This is a genomic window from Amycolatopsis suaedae, assembly GCF_004214935.1.
Taxonomy (GTDB): domain Bacteria; phylum Actinomycetota; class Actinomycetes; order Mycobacteriales; family Pseudonocardiaceae; genus Amycolatopsis; species Amycolatopsis suaedae.
Genome location: NZ_SFCC01000008.1, coordinates 221,429 through 236,309 on the forward strand (window position 1 = coordinate 221,429; position 14,881 = coordinate 236,309).

The following is a 14,881-nucleotide window of genomic DNA, read 5'->3' on the forward strand; positions in this document are numbered from 1 at the left end:
ACCACATACAGTGTTGGCGTGTCCCGTATGCAACGCCTCGCCGCCGGTCCGGTCGGCCGCGCCGCCGTCGCGCTGCCGCTGATCGGTGCGCTGGCCGTCGGAGCCTGGATGATCGTCGACGCCGGCCGCTCCGGCTCCGAGCCACAGGTGCAGGCGCTGCCAGCCGGTGGCGGTGCCGTGCCCGCCCCTCCGTCCACTTTGGAGACACCGGCCGCGGCGCCCGCGGCCGAGGCGGCGCCCGCCCAGCAGCCGAGCGAGCTGGACGTCTGGGCACAGCGGCTGGCCGGCCCGCTGGACATTCCGGAATCCTCGCTGAAGGCCTACGCGGCCGGCGAGCTGGCGATGCGTCAGGAGCGGCCGGACTGCCACCTGACCTGGGTGACGCTGGCGGGACTCGGCAAGGCGGCCGACGACCACCGTGGCGCGGCGGATGCCTTGGCCACCGGGCGGAAGCTGTGCGCGAAGGGCGTCGACCTGGCGGGTGGCGGCTGGTGGAAGGCCGTCGGCGGCGTGCGGCCGGGCGACGAGCGGTTCCGGCAGCGCGCGCTCGGCCACGCCCAGCTCTACGCGACGCTGTCGCTCGACCCGGCGCGGGCGGGCACCCCGGCGGTGCGGGCGACGCGTTTCGCGCTCGACCAGATCGGCCTGCCCTACGTCTGGGGCGGCAACGGCCCCGAGGCCGGGGCGGCCGGGTTCGACTGCTCCGGGCTGACCAAGGCCGCCTACGACAGCGCCGGGGTGGCGCTGCCGCGAACGGCCGACACGCAGTACCGGGCGTTGCGCATCGGCGTCGAGCCGGGCCTCGGCGACCTGGTGTTCTACGGCAACCCCGGCACCCGGATCCACCACGTCGGGCTGTACCTGGGCAACGGCCTGATGATCAACGCGCCGACGCAGGGGCAGGCCATCCAGATCCACTCCTACCGCAGGGCGGGCGACGACTACGCGGGCTCCGGCCGTCCGGCCTGATTCACCGTATTTCTGCACTCGGTCTACTATTGCGCCGAGTGCAGGGTTGGTGAACCGGGGGTGGCTTGTGATCAACGTGCGGTCCGGCGGCGGGGACGGTCCGGAACTGGTCTTCCTGCATGGCGGCTCGGGCTGCTGGCAGCTGGGCACAGAACTGTTCGAGCAGCTGCCACCGGCGGTGCGGTGGTGGGGCGCCGACCTGCCCGGACACGGCGACTCGGCCTGGACCGGGCGCTACCGCCTGGAGGACGCCGCCGACCAGCTCGCGAGCTGGGCCGTCGCGAACCTCGACGGGCCGGCGTGGTGGTACGGCCATTCCTATGGCGGTCAGGTCGCGCTGGCGCTGGCTGGCAGGCACCCGGACGTCGTACGCGGGCTTGTCGTGGGGGACGCGCCACTGTCCCTGTCTCGCATGCTGAACCTGTTCGAGCGCACCGGCGCCCGGATGCGCACGTGGCGGAACTGGTGCGGGCGACCGGAATCGGAACTGCTGACGTTGCTCGGTGCGGAACCCGCCGGCGACCGGACCACCGCCGAAATGCTCGGCCCGGGCCATCCCTATCTCCGGCGCATGGCCGCCGCGTTGCACCGGCACGACCCCGCCTTCCTCGACGCGACCGTGGACGACACCCGGCACACCTACGGGGGCCTGGAGCACGCGGCGGCCTGGCTGCGCCAGGTCCGCGGCCCGGTCACCCTGCTACGCGCCGACCCGGCGGTGTTCGCCCTGTCCGGCGACTCCGACGCGACGCTCGTGCGCGACCACGCCCGCGACGGCCGCGTCCGGCTCCTGCCCGGCCTCGGCCACGGGCTGCAGAACTTCGCCCCGAAGCCCGTCGCGGACGCACTCGCGGAGCTGATCGCCTGCTGAGCCGGCAGGGGTCACGGCACCCGGACCAGGTAGTGGCCCAGCCCCGGTTCCAGCACGCCGAACGCCCGCCGCGCGTGCGCGGCGACCGCGGTGGCGATCTCGTCGTCGGGCTGACCGGCCAGCGTGCGCCGCATGGTCTCCTCGAACAACAGCCGCAGCACCCCGATGAGCAGGGTGGCGGCCACGCCCCTGAGGACGGCGTCCTCGGACTCCTCGGCGAACGCGTCGGCAAGCGCCCGCTCGCGGTCGTCGTGGAACTCCCGCAACCGGGCCAGCAGCGCGGGACTGCCCGCGATCATGCGGGCGAACTCCGGCCCGGAGAAGCCGATCACCGGGTCGTGCCGCTCGACCGCGGCCAGGAACGACCGGCGTAGCGCCGCCAGCGCCGACTCCCCCGGCTCCCGCTCGGCGACCGCCCGCACGGGCGCGGCGACGAACTCGTCACGCCGGTCCAGCGCGATGTCCTCCTTGCGGGGGAAGTAGTTGGTCACGGTCATCTTGGCCACCTGGGCGGCCGCCGCGATCTCGCTGATCGTGACGTCGTCGAACCCGCGCTGGAGGAACAGCGCGGTGGCCTGCCGGGAGATGTTCTCCCTGGTCTGCTGCTTCTTCAGCGCGCGGAGACCGGTGCTCATGACGACACCATACATGGGTCGGGTCAAAATTTATACTTGACACTTTTTTAGATCTGACCTAAATTTAGGTCCATGGCAATCGAGCAGTACACCGTGGCCACCCCGGACGCCGGGCCGTACGCACTCACCACCGGCCCGGACGGCGCCCTCTGGTACACCCTGGTCCACAGTGGACACATTGGCCGGCTGGTACCCGGCGGCGAACCGGCCGTCCACCCGGTGGGTGCCGGCACCGGGCCGACGGTCATCACCACGGGCCCGGACGGTGCGCTGTGGTTCACCGAGTACCAGGCGCACCGGATCGGGCGGATCGAGGCCGGTGGCGAGGTCACCGAGTTCACCCTGCCCACGCCGGACTGCGGCCCGTTCGGCATCGCGGCGGGCCCGGACGGCGCGCTCTGGTTCACCGAGACCGCGGCCTGCCGGATCGGCCGCATCACCGTGGACGGCGAGGTCACCGAGTTCGGCCTGCCCGACCAGGGCGCGTTCCCCTCGGCGATCACCGCGGGCCCCGACGGCGCGTTGTGGTTCACGCTGAACCAGGCCAACGCGATCGGCCGGATCAGCGTGGCTGGCGAGGTCGCCGTCCACCCGCTGCCGACCGAGGCGGCCGGACCGGTCGGTATCGCGGCGGGTCCGGACGGCGCACTGTGGTTCGTCGAGATCGGCGCCGGCCAGATCGGCCGGATCACCACCGATGGCGAGATCGCCGAGTACCCGCTGCCCGACCGTGCCGCCCGGCCGCACGCCATCACGGCAGGCCCGGACGGCGCACTGTGGTTCACCGAGTGGGGCGCGAACCGCGTCGGCCGGATCAGCACCGACGGGCGGATCGAGGTACACGACCTGCCCGCGCCCGGCGCGGAGCCGCACGGCATCACCGTCGGTCCCGACGGTGCACTGTGGACAGCTCTGGAAACCGGCGCGCTCGCCAGGGTGGCGCCGGCCTCGGGCGAAGCGGAGTTCGACCGCCAGGTCACGCGGCTCACCGAGCTGGGCTACCGCGACCTGGTCGGCCCCGAGCGGTTCGACGCGCTGGTCGCGCCGCTGCGCGACGTCGCCAAGACGATCACCGCCGCCCCGGACCCGGCGGGCGGCCGGGTGCCGTTCGTGCTGGTACTGACCCGGCGCGTGGTGCCCATCGAGGAGGCGATGGCAAGGACGACGCTGGCCAACGGCAGCAAGCCGGGGTTCGTCGACCACAGCTTCGAACCCGGTGCGCTGGAACGGTTCGTCACCACCGAGGACGCCGCGGCACCGCACGAGGAGGCCTACCTGCTGCTGGACGTCGAGCGCGGCGAGGAGTTCTGTGGCGCGGTCCCCAACGACGCCATGGCGACCATCGCGTCGCGTGGCCGCACCCTGCTCACCGTCGAGGAGGGCATCGCGCTGATCACCCAGTTCCCGGAGATCCTGGTGAAGAACAAGTGCTTCTCGCTCGGCGGCACCCGGTCCACCGACCGCAGGGTGCCCGCCATCTGGATCAGCCAGCGCTCGCCCAAGCTCGGCTGGTGCTGGGCGGGAAATCCGCACACCTGGCTGGGCATGGCCTCCGCGGGTTGCCGCCTCGCCAACTAGTCCCCTTCCTCGTCGCCGGTCGGTGATTCACCGAAAACGCCGCCCGGGCCGTGTTCGCCTTGCTACGGTCCGTGGCATCGACCGGCGACGAGGGGGAACTCGATGCCCGACTTCACCGTGGACATAGGCGGTTTGGAAGCACTCCAGAAGAACCTCAACCGCACCAAGGAAAACATCGACGGGGCCACCAAGAAACTCGACGTCCTGGGGCCGGACTCGATTGGTTCGGACGAGCTGGACGAGGCGTGCGCGGACTTCCGCGAGGACTGGGAGGAGGGCCTCGAGGAGATCAAGGAGGCGGTGGAGCAGATCGCCGAAGGCCTGGACAAGGCGATGCAGAGCTACCACGAGGTCGAGGAAGGCATCCGCGAGAACCTGCGGAAGATGGCCGAGCAGACGGCCGACCTGAAGGCGAACAACGTCTGATGGGCGCGGAGAAGTACCCAAGCATCGGCTACGACCCGGCCCGCGGCAACGTCGAAACACTGCACACACTGGCCACCGAACTGTCCGCGACGGCGACCTACGCGGACGAAGCACGCAACGCCCTCAACGGGGTCAAAAACAACACCGACGTGTGGACCGGCCCAGCGGCGCAGAAGTTCGCCGAGAACATCGAGGACCTGCCCGGTTACCTCGGTGACGCGCACTGGGCAATGGAACATGCGGGCAAGGCGCTGAAGACCTGGGCCGACGAGCTGAAGCAGTACCAGCAGGACGCGGCATCGATCGAGCGGGACCTGGCGGCCGCGCTGGCCAAGGAACAGCAGGCGCACGCCGCCGCGGAGCAGGCGAACGCCACGGCCGGCCAGACGATCACCTACGACGCGAGCAACCCTGCCGCCGCCCAGGCGGCGCAGGCGCAGGCACAAGCGAATGCCCAGGCCGCCTCCCAGGCCAACGCCGCGGCGAACGCGGCGACAGCGTCGGTCGAGGAACTCCGCCGGAAGGCGGAGCAGGTCCTGCACGCGTGGGAGGCTGGTTCGCGGACCTGCGCGGCCAGGCTTCGCGAAGCCGGAGACCGCGCGCCAGACGAGGGCTTCTTCGAAGGACTCGGCGAATGGGCGTCTGGAGCTCTGGAGTTCATCGGTGACGTCGCCGGAATCGTCTCAGCTATCGCTGGGGTCCTTGCCTTCATCCCAATCGTCAACGTCGTCGCTGCGCCGGTCGCACTAATCGCGGGCGGGGTGGCATTGGCATCGCATGTGGGTGACATCGCGATCAACGGCAAGTGGACCGACTGGAATGCCTGGATCGGGGTAGCCGGCGATGCATTCGGCATGATCCCCGGCGTAAAGGCAGTCCAGAAGGGCCTGGACGCGGCAGGGGAGGCCGTCGATCTGGGCGCGAAGGTGGTCCAGGGCGGCAAGGCGTTCAAAGACGACATGGCCGAGGCCAGCGCGAACATGACAGCGTTGGCCTCAAAGCTGCCCGGTATGACGCCGGAGGCAGCCGCCACAGCGGCGAAGGTATACCAGGGCACCCTGAGCACAGCGCTGCAGGTGCCCGCGCTCGGCGGACTGACCAGCGACAGTGACCAAGCTAAAACTGTGAAAGACGTCGGTGGCGCTGGAGGCGCCGTCCTCTCCTGGTTCACCCGAAAGTAGGCACCGATGTACACGACCGACGCCTTGGCCGGTGAGCCCACGAGCCTGCCGCTGTGGTTCACAGTGCCGAACCAGTTCACCGAGATCGACCTCACTGAACCCATCGGTCAGCGCATGCGGAGGATCAACGAGCAGGCCGGTGTCCTGCCGGGCACCGACGTCTCGCAGCGAGCCAACGCGGTGTTCGCACAAGAGGCATTGCTCGGCCAGCTCGCCAGGGCTGGAGCGGTCTACGCCGCGCACTGCATCGCCCGCTCCGAGCACGAACCGCACCGGATAGTCACCGGCCTGTTCACGGTCCTCGTGCAGGAACCGCCGGGGCTGTCCGAGCAGTCGATGGCAACGATCGCACGCGGGCTGCATGAACCTGGCGAACCGAGCGAGACACTGCTACTCGACTATCCAGCCGGCCAAGCCATCGTTCACGGTGAGCAACGACTAGTCACCTTCAACGGAGGAACGCAGTCGATGAGGCAGGCCCAGGTGATATTCCGGCTGCCGGACCTACAAAGGTTGGCCATCTTCAGCATGTCCACATCCGACATCGACGACTGGGAGGATTTCGCTGGAATACTCGACGGGATCGCGCGGTCAGTGAGCTTCACGCCACCAAGTGATCCCAACTCGGCCCTGCGAAACGCTCTTGACGGAGATTGAGACCAACGTGCTGAAAGTAGCGATAAGCGTCGTGTTCGCGATGCTCCTCTGGTGGACGACGTGGACCTGGCTGCGCGTCCTCTTCCACGACGTGGACGACGCGGTGGCGTATGTGACGAAGAAACTGGACCTCCGCCCGGGGTGGAACGAGGCCAAAGTCGAGGTGTGGCAGTGCCGTCCGTTGACTGAGCACCAGATCAAGGATCTCGCAGAAGAGAGGGGGTTCCGGTACCTGGAGGACGGCAAGGGTGGCAGTAGCCGGTCGCTCGCTTTCGAGCGGGTGAAGCGCGATGTCTGACCAGGACCTCAACCTGCTGGCGATCTGGATCTTCGTGCCGTCCGCGGCGATCGCCCTCTCCTTGATGGTGGCTAGCGCCCTCGGTTTCGGTACCAGCATCAAGAAGGCCGACCGCGAGCGCCAGCTGGGAGCGTTCCGCCAGCTGCTGGCAAGTCACCATGGGCCGGTGCTGGACGTCGACTGGATGCTGTTCAAGACTCTGTCCAAACAGGAACTACTCGACCTCGCCGCGCCCTACGGCTGGCGCCTGAACGGCCAGGAGTACGGCGGCAAGCACTGGTGGCTGCGGTTGGTGCACCAGCCTTCGGTGCCGGTCGAGGACCCGCGGGCCCGGCTCGCCGCCGAACTGGCGGCGGCCGAGCCCGGCGCTGACGGCAAGTACCTGCTCGATTCCGCGCGCTACAGCAGCATTCCCGACGACGAACGGGACCGAGTAATCACCCAGGCAGGCTGGAAGAAGGTACACGGACACCCCGGCGCGTTGGCACTGGCCCGGATCGGCACCACGGTCATGCACACCGTGGACGAACCCATGCTGGAGGGCCTGCGACCGGCCGAATTGCGGCGAAACCCCGTCGTGGCCGAGCGGGCGAAGCGGTTCCACGCCGAGCACGGCTTCGACCCGCTTGGACCGTCCGAACTGGACCGGCTGCGGATCCGCAACAACTACTGGACCAAGAAGTTCTTCCCTCCCGGCTGTATCGCCTCCTTCCTGCTGGGGAGCGCACCGTTCCCGTTCTTCATTGGGCTCAGCGACGACGCACCGACGGCGGTCTACGTCGGCATCGGCATGGCGGCGGTGGCGCTCGTACCCAGCGTGCTCGCCTGGCTGGTGCGGCGGCGCCGCAAGGCCGAACTGGGCCCGCACCTGGCGGTGCTGCGCGAGTTGAAGGCCCTGCACCGCTCCACCGCCGGCGAAAGCTCGTGAAGGCCACCTTCATTACGTCTGACGTGGTGAAGGTGGCCTTCACGAGCCTGTCACCACAGCTCGGCACCGCGCGCGGCGACCCGGGCGGCGATGTGCGACAGCACCTCCGGTACCGGCGCGGGTGGCAGACGACGGCCGTCACGCAGCCGCACTGACACGTCGCCTGCCTCGCGGGCGCCGACGACCAGCTGGTACGGCACCAGCCGGGCGTCGCGCACCCGGGCGCCGAGGCTGCCCAGCTCCGGTCCGGCGGCGTGGGCCCGCAGGCCGCGAGCGGCACAGTCGCGCACGATCGCGTCGGCGACTGGCCAGTCGGCATCGGCCACCGGGAACACCACCACCTGCTCCGGCGCCAGCCACGGCGGGAACGCACCGCCGTGCACCTCGATCAGCTGCGCGGCGACCCGCTCCAGGCTGCCGATCACGCTGCGGTGCACCATGACCGGCCGGTGCCGCCCACCGTCGGCGCCGACGTAGGCCAGGTCGAACCGCTCCGGCTGGAACAGGTCCACCTGCACGGTGGACAGGGTCGACTCACGCCCGGCACTGTCGGCGACCTGCACGTCGACCTTCGGGCCGTAGAACGCGGCCTCGCCACCGGCAGGCTCGTACTCGATGCCCGCGTCGTCGAGAACGCCGGTCAGCAACGCCCCGGCGCGCTCCCACAGGCCGGGGTCGGCGACGTACTTGGCTCCCGGACCCGGTAGCGACAGCCGGTACCTGGCCGGGCTCAGCCCCAGGTCGGCGTAGGCACGCGCGATCAGGTCCAGCGCGGCGGCGACCTCGCCTGCCACCTGGTCCGGCGCGCAGAACAGATGTGCGTCGTTGAGCTGGATGGACCGCACCCGGCTCAGCCCGCCGAGCACACCGGACAGCTCGGCGCGGTACTGCCCGCCCAGTTCCGCCAGCCGCACCGGCAGCTCCCGGTAGCTGTGCTGGCGGGACCGGTAGATCAGCGCGTGGTGCGGGCACAGGCTGGGCCGCAACACGAGTTGCTCGCCGCCGACGTCCATCGGCGGGAACATGTCGTCGCGGTAGTGCTCCCAGTGCCCGGACAACTCGTACAACTCTCGTTTACCGAGCACCGGCGAGTGCACGTGCCGGCAGCCCGACTCCCGCTCCAGCTCGTGGACGTACTGCTCCAGGGTGTGCCGCAGCACCGCACCGCCGGGCAGCCAGAACGGCAGTCCGGCGCCGATCAGCGGGTCGGTGTCGAACAGGCCCAGCTCCCTGCCGAGCCTGCGGTGGTCGCTCATGTCGTCTCCTCGGTGTCCGAAGGGGACGGGTGACCACCTGACGTCCGAAGCCCGGGGCACCCGCCCCGGGCTCGTGCGAACAGCTGTCAGCGCGCCGGGACGTAGTCCGGCGTCGTCGTCATCGCGGCTCGCTGCATGCACCGACCGTAACACCCACCGCAATTCGATTCCCGTTCGCGAATATCTATGTGCGCGGCGTTCCCCGTCGTGGCTAGCGTCGGCGGGCGTGACGGTGCTGGTGACGGGTGCGACTGGAAACATCGGACGGTGCGTTGTCGAGCGGCTGGTGGGGGCGGGCCAGCCGGTGCGGGCCATGACCAGGAATCCGGCGGCCGCCCGGCTTCCCGCCGGGGTCGAGGTGGTGACGGGTGACTTCACCCGGCCGGACTCGTGGGCCGACGCCCTGCGGGGCGTGGACCGGCTGTACCTGTTCCCGTTCGCCGGGCCCGGCTTCGTCGAGCGCGCGGCCGAGGCGGGCGTTCGCCGGTTCGTGACGCATTCCGCGGCGGCAGCGGGCTTCACGCCGCGGGACCCCGCGGACGGACCGCTGGCGTGGCACCTGGAGGACGAACGGACCGCCCATCGCGCGGTCGAGGCGGCCGTGGAGGCCACCGGTGCCGAGTGGACCCACGTCCGGCCCGGCATCCTCGCCGCCGGGGCACTGGGCTGGGCGGAGAGCGTCCGGACCGAGGGGGTCGTGCGGGAGCCGCACGGCGAGTCCGGCTACCCGCTGGTGCACGAGGCCGACGTCGCGGAGGTCGCGGTGGCGGCCCTGCTCACCGGCGAGCACGCGGGCGCCGCCTACACGATCACCGGCCCGGAGAAGGTCACCCGCCGCGAGCAGGTGGCCGCCATCGCCGAGGCGACCGGCCGCGACGTGGAGTTCGTCGAGCTGACCGAACAGCAGGCCCGCGAACTGTGGGCGGCACAGGGCTACCCGGACGACGTGACCGAGTGGTTGCTGGCGCTGTCCGCCGACGCCATCGACGGCACCGGCGTGCTGCCACCGACCGGCACGTTCGAGACCATCACCGGCCGTCCGCCCCGCACGTTCCGCCGGTGGGCCGCCGACCACGCCGCCGAGTTCACCGGAGTCGCCCCATGACGTTCTGCTGGATGGACGTCAAGACCCACGACGTCGCCGCCACGGCGGCCTCCTTCGAACACACCTTCGGCTGGACGTCCACTGTGGACGAATCCGACCGGCGCCGGGCCACGGTGATCCGGTCGGGCGAGCACCGCATCGGCGGCCTGAGCGACCTGGCCAACCCCGTCTATCCGCCGGGAACCCCCGCGCACATCGCCTTCTACCTCGCCACCGACGACACCGACCTGCGGACCGAGCGGGCGGTCGCGGCCGGGGCCCGGCTGGTGGCCGGACCGTTCGACGCGGGCGACCAGGGCCGCATGGCGACCTTGGTCGACCCGGCAGGGGCGGCGTTCTCCCTGTGGCAGGCCGGCAAGTTCGCCGGCTGGGACGTCCCACCCGGCACCCTGGTCCACATCAGCGAGGCGCCGGAGACGGCCCGCCGCTTCTACGCCGACATCCTCGGTTTCGACGGCGAGTTCACCGAAGGGCCGGACCCACGCTGGGAACTGCGCACGCCCGCCGGGCTGCCGGTCCGCGTCGGCCGAGGCCTACCGGGCGACACCGCGCAGCAGTGACACCAGCAGCCCGGTGAACTGCATGGCCATGCTCGGCAGCCGCCTGCCGAGCATGGTCTGCACCTGTGCCTCCCGCTGCCGGAACACCGGATGATCGACTCGCACGTAGGCCACGCCGTCGCCGCGGTCCAGGTCCCCGAGATCGCCGACGAGCGCGATCCCGCCACCGTCGCGGACGAACTCGTACAGCGGCGCCAGCCCGTCGCAGACGAGCACGGGCGTCACCGCAAGCCCCTCCGCCCGTGCGCCCAGGTCGAGCAGCTCGCGCTGGCTGGTCCGCGCGGACGCCAGCGCCAGCGGGTACGCGCACAGCTCCGCCAGCCCGATCCGCTCCCGCCCGGCCAGCTCGTGTCCACAGGGGACAACCGCGACCACCTCGGCGACGATCGCGCACTCCACCCGTACGTCGTGCTGCGGACCCATCGTGTAGGTGACCGCGACATCGGCGATGCCCTCCACCACCCGGCGGGTCGCCTCCTGCCGGGTCACGATGTCGAGCTGGAAGCTCACCCCGGGATGCTCGCGGCAGAACGCCGCCATGGCCCGCGGCACCATCCGCCTGCCGAAGCCCTCCGAGCACGCCACGGTCACCCGCCGCATTTCGGAGCCGTCCGCCCGGCGCAGCTCGCCGACCAGCGCGGCGGACTCGGCCTCGGTCCGGCGCGTGTGGGCGAGCAGCCTGGCGCCCGCGTCGGTCAGCGTCATGCCCCGCGGATGCCTGGCGAACAGCGAGACCCCCAGTTCGGTCTCCAGCTTGGCGATCTGCCTGCTGATCGCGGACGGTGCCACGGTCAGCGCCCGGGCCGCGTCGGTCACCGAGCCGGTCCGCGCGACCTCGGCGAAGTACGTCAGCCCCATGGGGAGCAGCTGCATCGTCCACGCCTTCCTCCGGTTTGCCGATAGTAGAACGCTCGATGACAAAAACGGCAATGGTCACGCCACGAAAACCGGCTTAGCCTGCTCTGCATCGCAGCGTCGCCGACCCTCGGAGCCCGCCAGTGATACCGCAGAGCCTGCGCCTGAAAGCCGAAAACCACGTCGATTCCGGGGCACTCCGCGACGACCTCGCCAGGCTGGTCAGCTACCCGACAGCGAGCACCACCGATGAAGGCCGCGTTGCGCTCAAGGCATACCTCGACGACGTCCTCACGCCCATGCTCACCGAGCTCGGCTGCACGGTGACCGAACACCCCAATCCGGATCCGTCCGGCGGCCCGTTCCTGCTCGGCACGCGAATCGAGTCACCGGAACTGCCCACGATGCTGTGCTACGGCCATGCCGACGTCGTCGACGGCCACAGTGGACGGTGGAGCGACGGCCGGGATCCGTGGACGCTCACCGTCGACGGCGACCGCTGGTACGGCCGGGGCACGGCCGACAACAAGGGCCAGCACCTGATCAACCTCACCGCGCTGCGCCTGCTGCTCACCGAAACGGGCTCACTCGGCTTCAACCTGAAGTTCCTGTTCGAGACCGGTGAGGAGATCGGCTCGCCAGGACTCGCCGAGTTCGCCGCCGCACACCGCGAAGCACTGCGCGCCGACGTCCTGATCGCCTCGGACGGCCCGCGCCTCGACGCCGCCACCCCGACCCTGTTCCTCGGCTCGCGCGGTGGGCTGAACTTCGAACTCGACGTCGATCTGCGCCCCGGCGCCTACCACTCCGGCAACTGGGGTGGCGTCCTGCGCAACCCGGCGACCACCCTGGCAGGCGCCATCACCACCCTCGTCGACGGGCACGGACGCATCCTGATCCCCGGCCTCCTGCCGCCCGGCCTGCCCGATCCGGTCCGCACCGCCCTGTCCGGGATCGCCGTGGCGAACAGTCCCGGCGACCCGGCACCCGACGAAGGCTGGGGCGACCAGGACCTGACCGCGGCCGAACGGCTCTACGGCTGGAACACGCTCGAGGTGCTCGGCATCGGTGCCGCGGACGTCGACCACCCGGTCAACGCGATTCCCGGCCGGGCCCGCGCCGCACTACAGCTGCGTTATGTCTCGGGAACCGACGTCGGCGCGGCCGAGCGGGCGCTGACCGAGCACCTCGCGGCACACGGGTACCCGATGGTGGGCGTGCGCGTCACCAGCGAGTTCCCCGCCAGCCGCACCGAGATCGACGGTCCATGGCCGCGCTGGGCCCACGGCGTGCTCGAAGAGGCCACCGGCGAACCCGTCGCCGTGCTGCCCAACATCGGCGGCTCGCTGCCCAACTCCGTGTTCACCGACCTCCTCGGCATACCGACGCTGTGGCTGCCGCACTCCTACCCCGGTTGTCTCCAGCACGCGCCCGACGAGCACCTTCTCGCACCGATCGCCCGCGAGGGCCTCGTGCTGGCCACCGCCCTCTTCCACGCACTAGCCGGAAAGGCGTCCCGATGACCACCGCCACGCCCACCTCCTCCCGGCGTGCGATCGCCGCCGCCACCATCGGCAACGCGCTCGAATGGTTCGACCTCGCGGTGTACGCGCTGATGGCCAGCTACATCGGCCGCACGTTCTTCCCCGAGAACGACCCCGGCGTCCAGCTCGTGCAGGCCTACGCCGTGTTCGGCGTGACGTATCTGATCCGGCCGCTGGGCGGGCTGGTGATCGGGGCCTACGCCGACCGTCACGGGCGCAAGAAGGCGTTGATGCTGACCATCTGGCTGATGGTCGCCGGCACCTTCCTGCTGGCCGTACTGCCCGGATACGACACCCTCGGCATCGTCGCGCCGCTGGGGGTCGTGGTCGCACGCCTGTTGCAGGGGTTCGCCGCGGGTGGCGAGTTCGGCGCCGCGACCTCGTTCCTGGTCGAGCAGAACGAACGGCGCAAGAGCTTCCTCGGCAGTTTCCAGTTCGCCAGCCAGGGGCTCTCGACGCTGATGGCGGCCGGGTTCGCGGCCGTGCTGACCGCCGTGCTCTCCGACGCCGCGATGACCTCGTGGGGCTGGCGCGTGCCGTTCGTGTTCGGCCTCCTGATCGGCCCGGTCGGGTACTACATCCGCCGCTATGTCGACGAATCGCCCGCGCTGCGCGCGGACGAGCCGGTGCCGTCGCCGGTCTGGTCGGTGTTCCGGCACCACTGGGCCGGGCTGCTCATCGCAGGCGGCGCGCTGGTGGTGTCCACGGCACTGAACTTCATCCTCCAGTACCTGCCGACGTTCGGCGTCAAGGAACTGGGCCTCGACGACTCGCTGTCCTTCGTGGCGCTGTTCGTCACCGGCGTCATCCTGACGGTGGGCACGCCGGTGGTCGGGCTGCTCGCCGACCGGTTCGGCAGGCTGGTGATCATGGTGCCCGCCGCGGTCCTGATCGGCATCGGAGTGGTGCCCCTGTTCGCCTGGGTCACCGCGGTTCCGTCCTTCCTCACGCTCACCGCGGTCATGACGATCCTCGGGCTGCTCAAGGCGGCGTACTTCGGCGCGCTGCCCTCGGTGATGTCGGACGCCTTCCCCGTGCGGGCGCGCGCGACCGGGCTGTCGTTCAGCTACAACACCGCGGTCGGGATCTTCGGCGGCTTCACCCCCACCATCGCCACGGCGCTCATCACCGCCACCGGCTCGCAGATCGCGCCCGGCTACTACCTGCTCGCCGTCTCGTTCGTCAGTATCGCCGCGCTCGCGGCGGGCTACCGCACCCGCGGAATTCGCTGAGGTCAGCCCGGAAGTACCCTCCCCCACATGGGGAGCAGTGACAACGACACGATCACCGACCCGGCCTGGCTCGCCGTCACCCTGTGGACCGGCGGCCCGATCGCGGGCGCGGGCATCCTGTGGGGCCTGACCCGGCTGGCCGGCTGGATCACGTCCCTGGAGTGGTTCCCGTTCCAGGGGCCGTTCAAGCTCGTCGCCTCCATCCCCGAGCCGGGCCTCACCCTCGGCTCGCTCGGCCTCGGCGTGCTGATCGGGCTCGGCGTCGCGTTGCTGGCCGCGGCCGACCGCCCGACGTTCACCGTCACCCCGGACGCCGTCGTCGTGCACCGCGGTGGCCGGGAGAAGGGCAGCTTCCCCCGCGCCGAGATCGGCGCGCTGTACCTGGACAAGCGCAAGCTCGTCCTGCTCGACACCAACGGCGGCGAGCTGGCCAGGGAGTCCAGCGACATCCCGGCGGCCCGGCTCCGGGAGCTGTTCACCGGCAACGACCTGCCCTGGCGCGAGGCCGATCCGCACGCCGGCGAATACCACCTCTGGGTCGAGGACACCCCCGAGCTGTCCGGCCGCGCCAACGCGTTGCTCAAGGCCCGCCGTACCGCGCTGGACAAGCTGGAGACCGACGAGGCGAACGCGGTACGCGCGGAACTGGCCAAGCTCGGCGTGGTCGTGCGGGACGAGAAGAAGCGGCAGTACTGGCGCCAGGTCGCCACCTGAGCGAGCCCATTTCGCTACCCGGACGCGCCCCCGGTCGTCTAGTCTCCCCCGCACATCCGAGGGGGAAACCGC

General features: G+C 70.6%; 16 protein-coding genes and 1 pseudogene. 14 read left to right on the forward strand and 3 right to left on the reverse strand.

Features of this window, described 5'->3' with window-relative positions; all coding sequences use genetic code 11:
- Positions 1 to 27: 27 nt before the first annotated feature.
- Positions 28 to 969 carry a C40 family peptidase gene (locus tag EWH70_RS17475; protein WP_130476624.1) on the forward strand — a complete coding sequence of 314 codons (942 nt, stop codon included), beginning with the start codon at positions 28 to 30 and terminating at the stop codon, positions 967 to 969.
- A gap of 67 nt (positions 970 to 1,036) precedes the next feature.
- Positions 1,037 to 1,840 (forward strand): alpha/beta fold hydrolase, encoded by an 804-nt coding sequence (locus tag EWH70_RS17480; RefSeq protein WP_165436307.1) that lies wholly within the window; start codon positions 1,037 to 1,039, stop codon positions 1,838 to 1,840.
- An 11-nt stretch (positions 1,841 to 1,851) separates the two neighbouring features.
- Here the strand turns inward: EWH70_RS17480 and EWH70_RS17485 are convergent, their stop codons facing one another.
- The gene (locus tag EWH70_RS17485) at positions 1,852 to 2,475 is read right to left on the reverse strand and encodes a TetR/AcrR family transcriptional regulator (protein ID WP_130476483.1); all 624 of its coding nucleotides are present in this window, start codon (positions 2,473 to 2,475) and stop codon (positions 1,852 to 1,854) included.
- 72 nt (positions 2,476 to 2,547) lie between these two features.
- On the opposite strand from EWH70_RS17485, the pseudogene EWH70_RS17490 reads away from it, so the two are divergent.
- The 7 genes and pseudogenes from EWH70_RS17490 to EWH70_RS17515 form a co-directional block, all read left to right on the forward strand.
- Positions 2,548 to 3,432 (forward strand): annotated as a pseudogene (locus EWH70_RS17490) (Vgb family protein); the annotation flags it as partial.
- The gene (locus EWH70_RS35835; protein ID WP_205669162.1) at positions 3,412 to 4,053 is read left to right on the forward strand and encodes a DUF5701 family protein; all 642 of its coding nucleotides are present in this window, start codon (positions 3,412 to 3,414) and stop codon (positions 4,051 to 4,053) included. The pseudogene EWH70_RS17490 and the gene EWH70_RS35835, both read left to right, overlap by 21 nt.
- 102 nt (positions 4,054 to 4,155) lie before the next feature.
- Entirely contained in the window at positions 4,156 to 4,479 is a 324-nt protein-coding gene (locus EWH70_RS17495; RefSeq protein WP_130476484.1) for a hypothetical protein, read from the forward strand.
- On the forward strand, positions 4,479 to 5,660 hold the full coding sequence (locus EWH70_RS17500; protein ID WP_130476485.1) for a hypothetical protein: 1,182 nt from the start codon (positions 4,479 to 4,481) through the stop codon (positions 5,658 to 5,660). Before EWH70_RS17495 ends, EWH70_RS17500 begins: the two co-directional genes overlap by 1 nt.
- Before the next feature lie 6 nt (positions 5,661 to 5,666).
- Complete coding sequence (locus EWH70_RS17505; RefSeq protein WP_130476486.1) at positions 5,667 to 6,317, forward strand: hypothetical protein; 651 nt, start codon at positions 5,667 to 5,669, stop codon at positions 6,315 to 6,317.
- Positions 6,304 to 6,615, forward strand: a complete 312-nt coding sequence (locus EWH70_RS17510) for a hypothetical protein (RefSeq protein WP_130476487.1) — start codon at positions 6,304 to 6,306, stop codon at positions 6,613 to 6,615. The genes EWH70_RS17505 and EWH70_RS17510 overlap by 14 nt, the downstream gene beginning before the upstream one ends.
- Positions 6,608 to 7,543, forward strand: a complete 936-nt coding sequence (locus EWH70_RS17515; protein WP_130476488.1) for a hypothetical protein — start codon at positions 6,608 to 6,610, stop codon at positions 7,541 to 7,543. The genes EWH70_RS17510 and EWH70_RS17515 overlap by 8 nt, the downstream gene beginning before the upstream one ends.
- Positions 7,544 to 7,593: 50 nt before the next feature.
- On the opposite strand, the gene thrS is transcribed toward EWH70_RS17515, so the two are convergent.
- Positions 7,594 to 8,799, reverse strand: a complete 1,206-nt coding sequence (thrS, locus tag EWH70_RS17520) for a threonine--tRNA ligase (RefSeq protein ID WP_130476489.1) — start codon at positions 8,797 to 8,799, stop codon at positions 7,594 to 7,596.
- A gap of 226 nt (positions 8,800 to 9,025) precedes the next feature.
- Between thrS and EWH70_RS17525 the strand changes: the two genes are divergently transcribed.
- Both EWH70_RS17525 and EWH70_RS17530 read left to right on the forward strand, forming a co-directional pair.
- A complete protein-coding gene (locus EWH70_RS17525) occupies positions 9,026 to 9,904 on the forward strand; it encodes an NAD(P)H-binding protein (RefSeq protein WP_205669153.1) in 879 nt (292 codons plus the stop codon).
- Positions 9,901 to 10,464 carry a VOC family protein gene (locus EWH70_RS17530; protein ID WP_165436308.1) on the forward strand — a complete coding sequence of 188 codons (564 nt, stop codon included), beginning with the start codon at positions 9,901 to 9,903 and terminating at the stop codon, positions 10,462 to 10,464. The genes EWH70_RS17525 and EWH70_RS17530 overlap by 4 nt, the downstream gene beginning before the upstream one ends.
- On the opposite strand, the gene EWH70_RS17535 is transcribed toward EWH70_RS17530, so the two are convergent.
- Positions 10,438 to 11,337: a LysR family transcriptional regulator gene (locus tag EWH70_RS17535; RefSeq protein ID WP_130476490.1), complete on the reverse strand. Its 900-nt coding sequence runs from the start codon at positions 11,335 to 11,337 to the stop codon at positions 10,438 to 10,440. The genes EWH70_RS17530 and EWH70_RS17535 overlap by 27 nt on opposite strands.
- A gap of 125 nt (positions 11,338 to 11,462) precedes the next feature.
- On the opposite strand from EWH70_RS17535, the gene EWH70_RS17540 reads away from it, so the two are divergent.
- Genes EWH70_RS17540 through EWH70_RS17550 form a run of 3 tightly spaced genes read left to right on the forward strand, consistent with a single transcriptional unit; the run spans position 11,463 to position 14,809 of the window.
- A complete protein-coding gene (locus EWH70_RS17540) occupies positions 11,463 to 12,842 on the forward strand; it encodes a M20 family metallopeptidase (RefSeq protein WP_130476491.1) in 1,380 nt (459 codons plus the stop codon).
- A complete protein-coding gene (locus tag EWH70_RS17545; RefSeq protein ID WP_130476492.1) occupies positions 12,839 to 14,095 on the forward strand; it encodes an MFS transporter in 1,257 nt (418 codons plus the stop codon). The genes EWH70_RS17540 and EWH70_RS17545 overlap by 4 nt, the downstream gene beginning before the upstream one ends.
- Positions 14,096 to 14,122: 27 nt before the next feature.
- Positions 14,123 to 14,809, forward strand: a complete 687-nt coding sequence (locus EWH70_RS17550; RefSeq protein WP_130476493.1) for a YqeB family protein — start codon at positions 14,123 to 14,125, stop codon at positions 14,807 to 14,809.
- Positions 14,810 to 14,881: the final 72 nt, after the last annotated feature.

Excerpts from the sequence above, each read along its gene's own strand:
- EWH70_RS17475 (WP_130476624.1), top strand. The coding sequence starts at position 28 with ATGCAACGCCTCGCCGCCGGTCCGGTCGGCCGCGCCGCCGTCGCGCTG.
- EWH70_RS17485 (WP_130476483.1), bottom strand. The coding sequence starts at position 2,475 with ATGAGCACCGGTCTCCGCGCGCTGAAGAAGCAGCAGACCAGGGAGAAC.
- EWH70_RS17495 (WP_130476484.1), top strand. The coding sequence starts at position 4,156 with ATGCCCGACTTCACCGTGGACATAGGCGGTTTGGAAGCACTCCAGAAG.
- EWH70_RS17500 (WP_130476485.1), top strand. The coding sequence starts at position 4,479 with ATGGGCGCGGAGAAGTACCCAAGCATCGGCTACGACCCGGCCCGCGGC.
- EWH70_RS17505 (WP_130476486.1), top strand. The coding sequence starts at position 5,667 with ATGTACACGACCGACGCCTTGGCCGGTGAGCCCACGAGCCTGCCGCTG.
- EWH70_RS17515 (WP_130476488.1), top strand. The coding sequence starts at position 6,608 with ATGTCTGACCAGGACCTCAACCTGCTGGCGATCTGGATCTTCGTGCCG.
- thrS (WP_130476489.1), bottom strand. The coding sequence starts at position 8,799 with ATGAGCGACCACCGCAGGCTCGGCAGGGAGCTGGGCCTGTTCGACACC.
- EWH70_RS17530 (WP_165436308.1), top strand. The coding sequence starts at position 9,901 with ATGACGTTCTGCTGGATGGACGTCAAGACCCACGACGTCGCCGCCACG.
- EWH70_RS17535 (WP_130476490.1), bottom strand. The coding sequence starts at position 11,337 with ATGCAGCTGCTCCCCATGGGGCTGACGTACTTCGCCGAGGTCGCGCGG.
- EWH70_RS17545 (WP_130476492.1), top strand. The coding sequence starts at position 12,839 with ATGACCACCGCCACGCCCACCTCCTCCCGGCGTGCGATCGCCGCCGCC.
- EWH70_RS17550 (WP_130476493.1), top strand. The coding sequence starts at position 14,123 with ATGGGGAGCAGTGACAACGACACGATCACCGACCCGGCCTGGCTCGCC.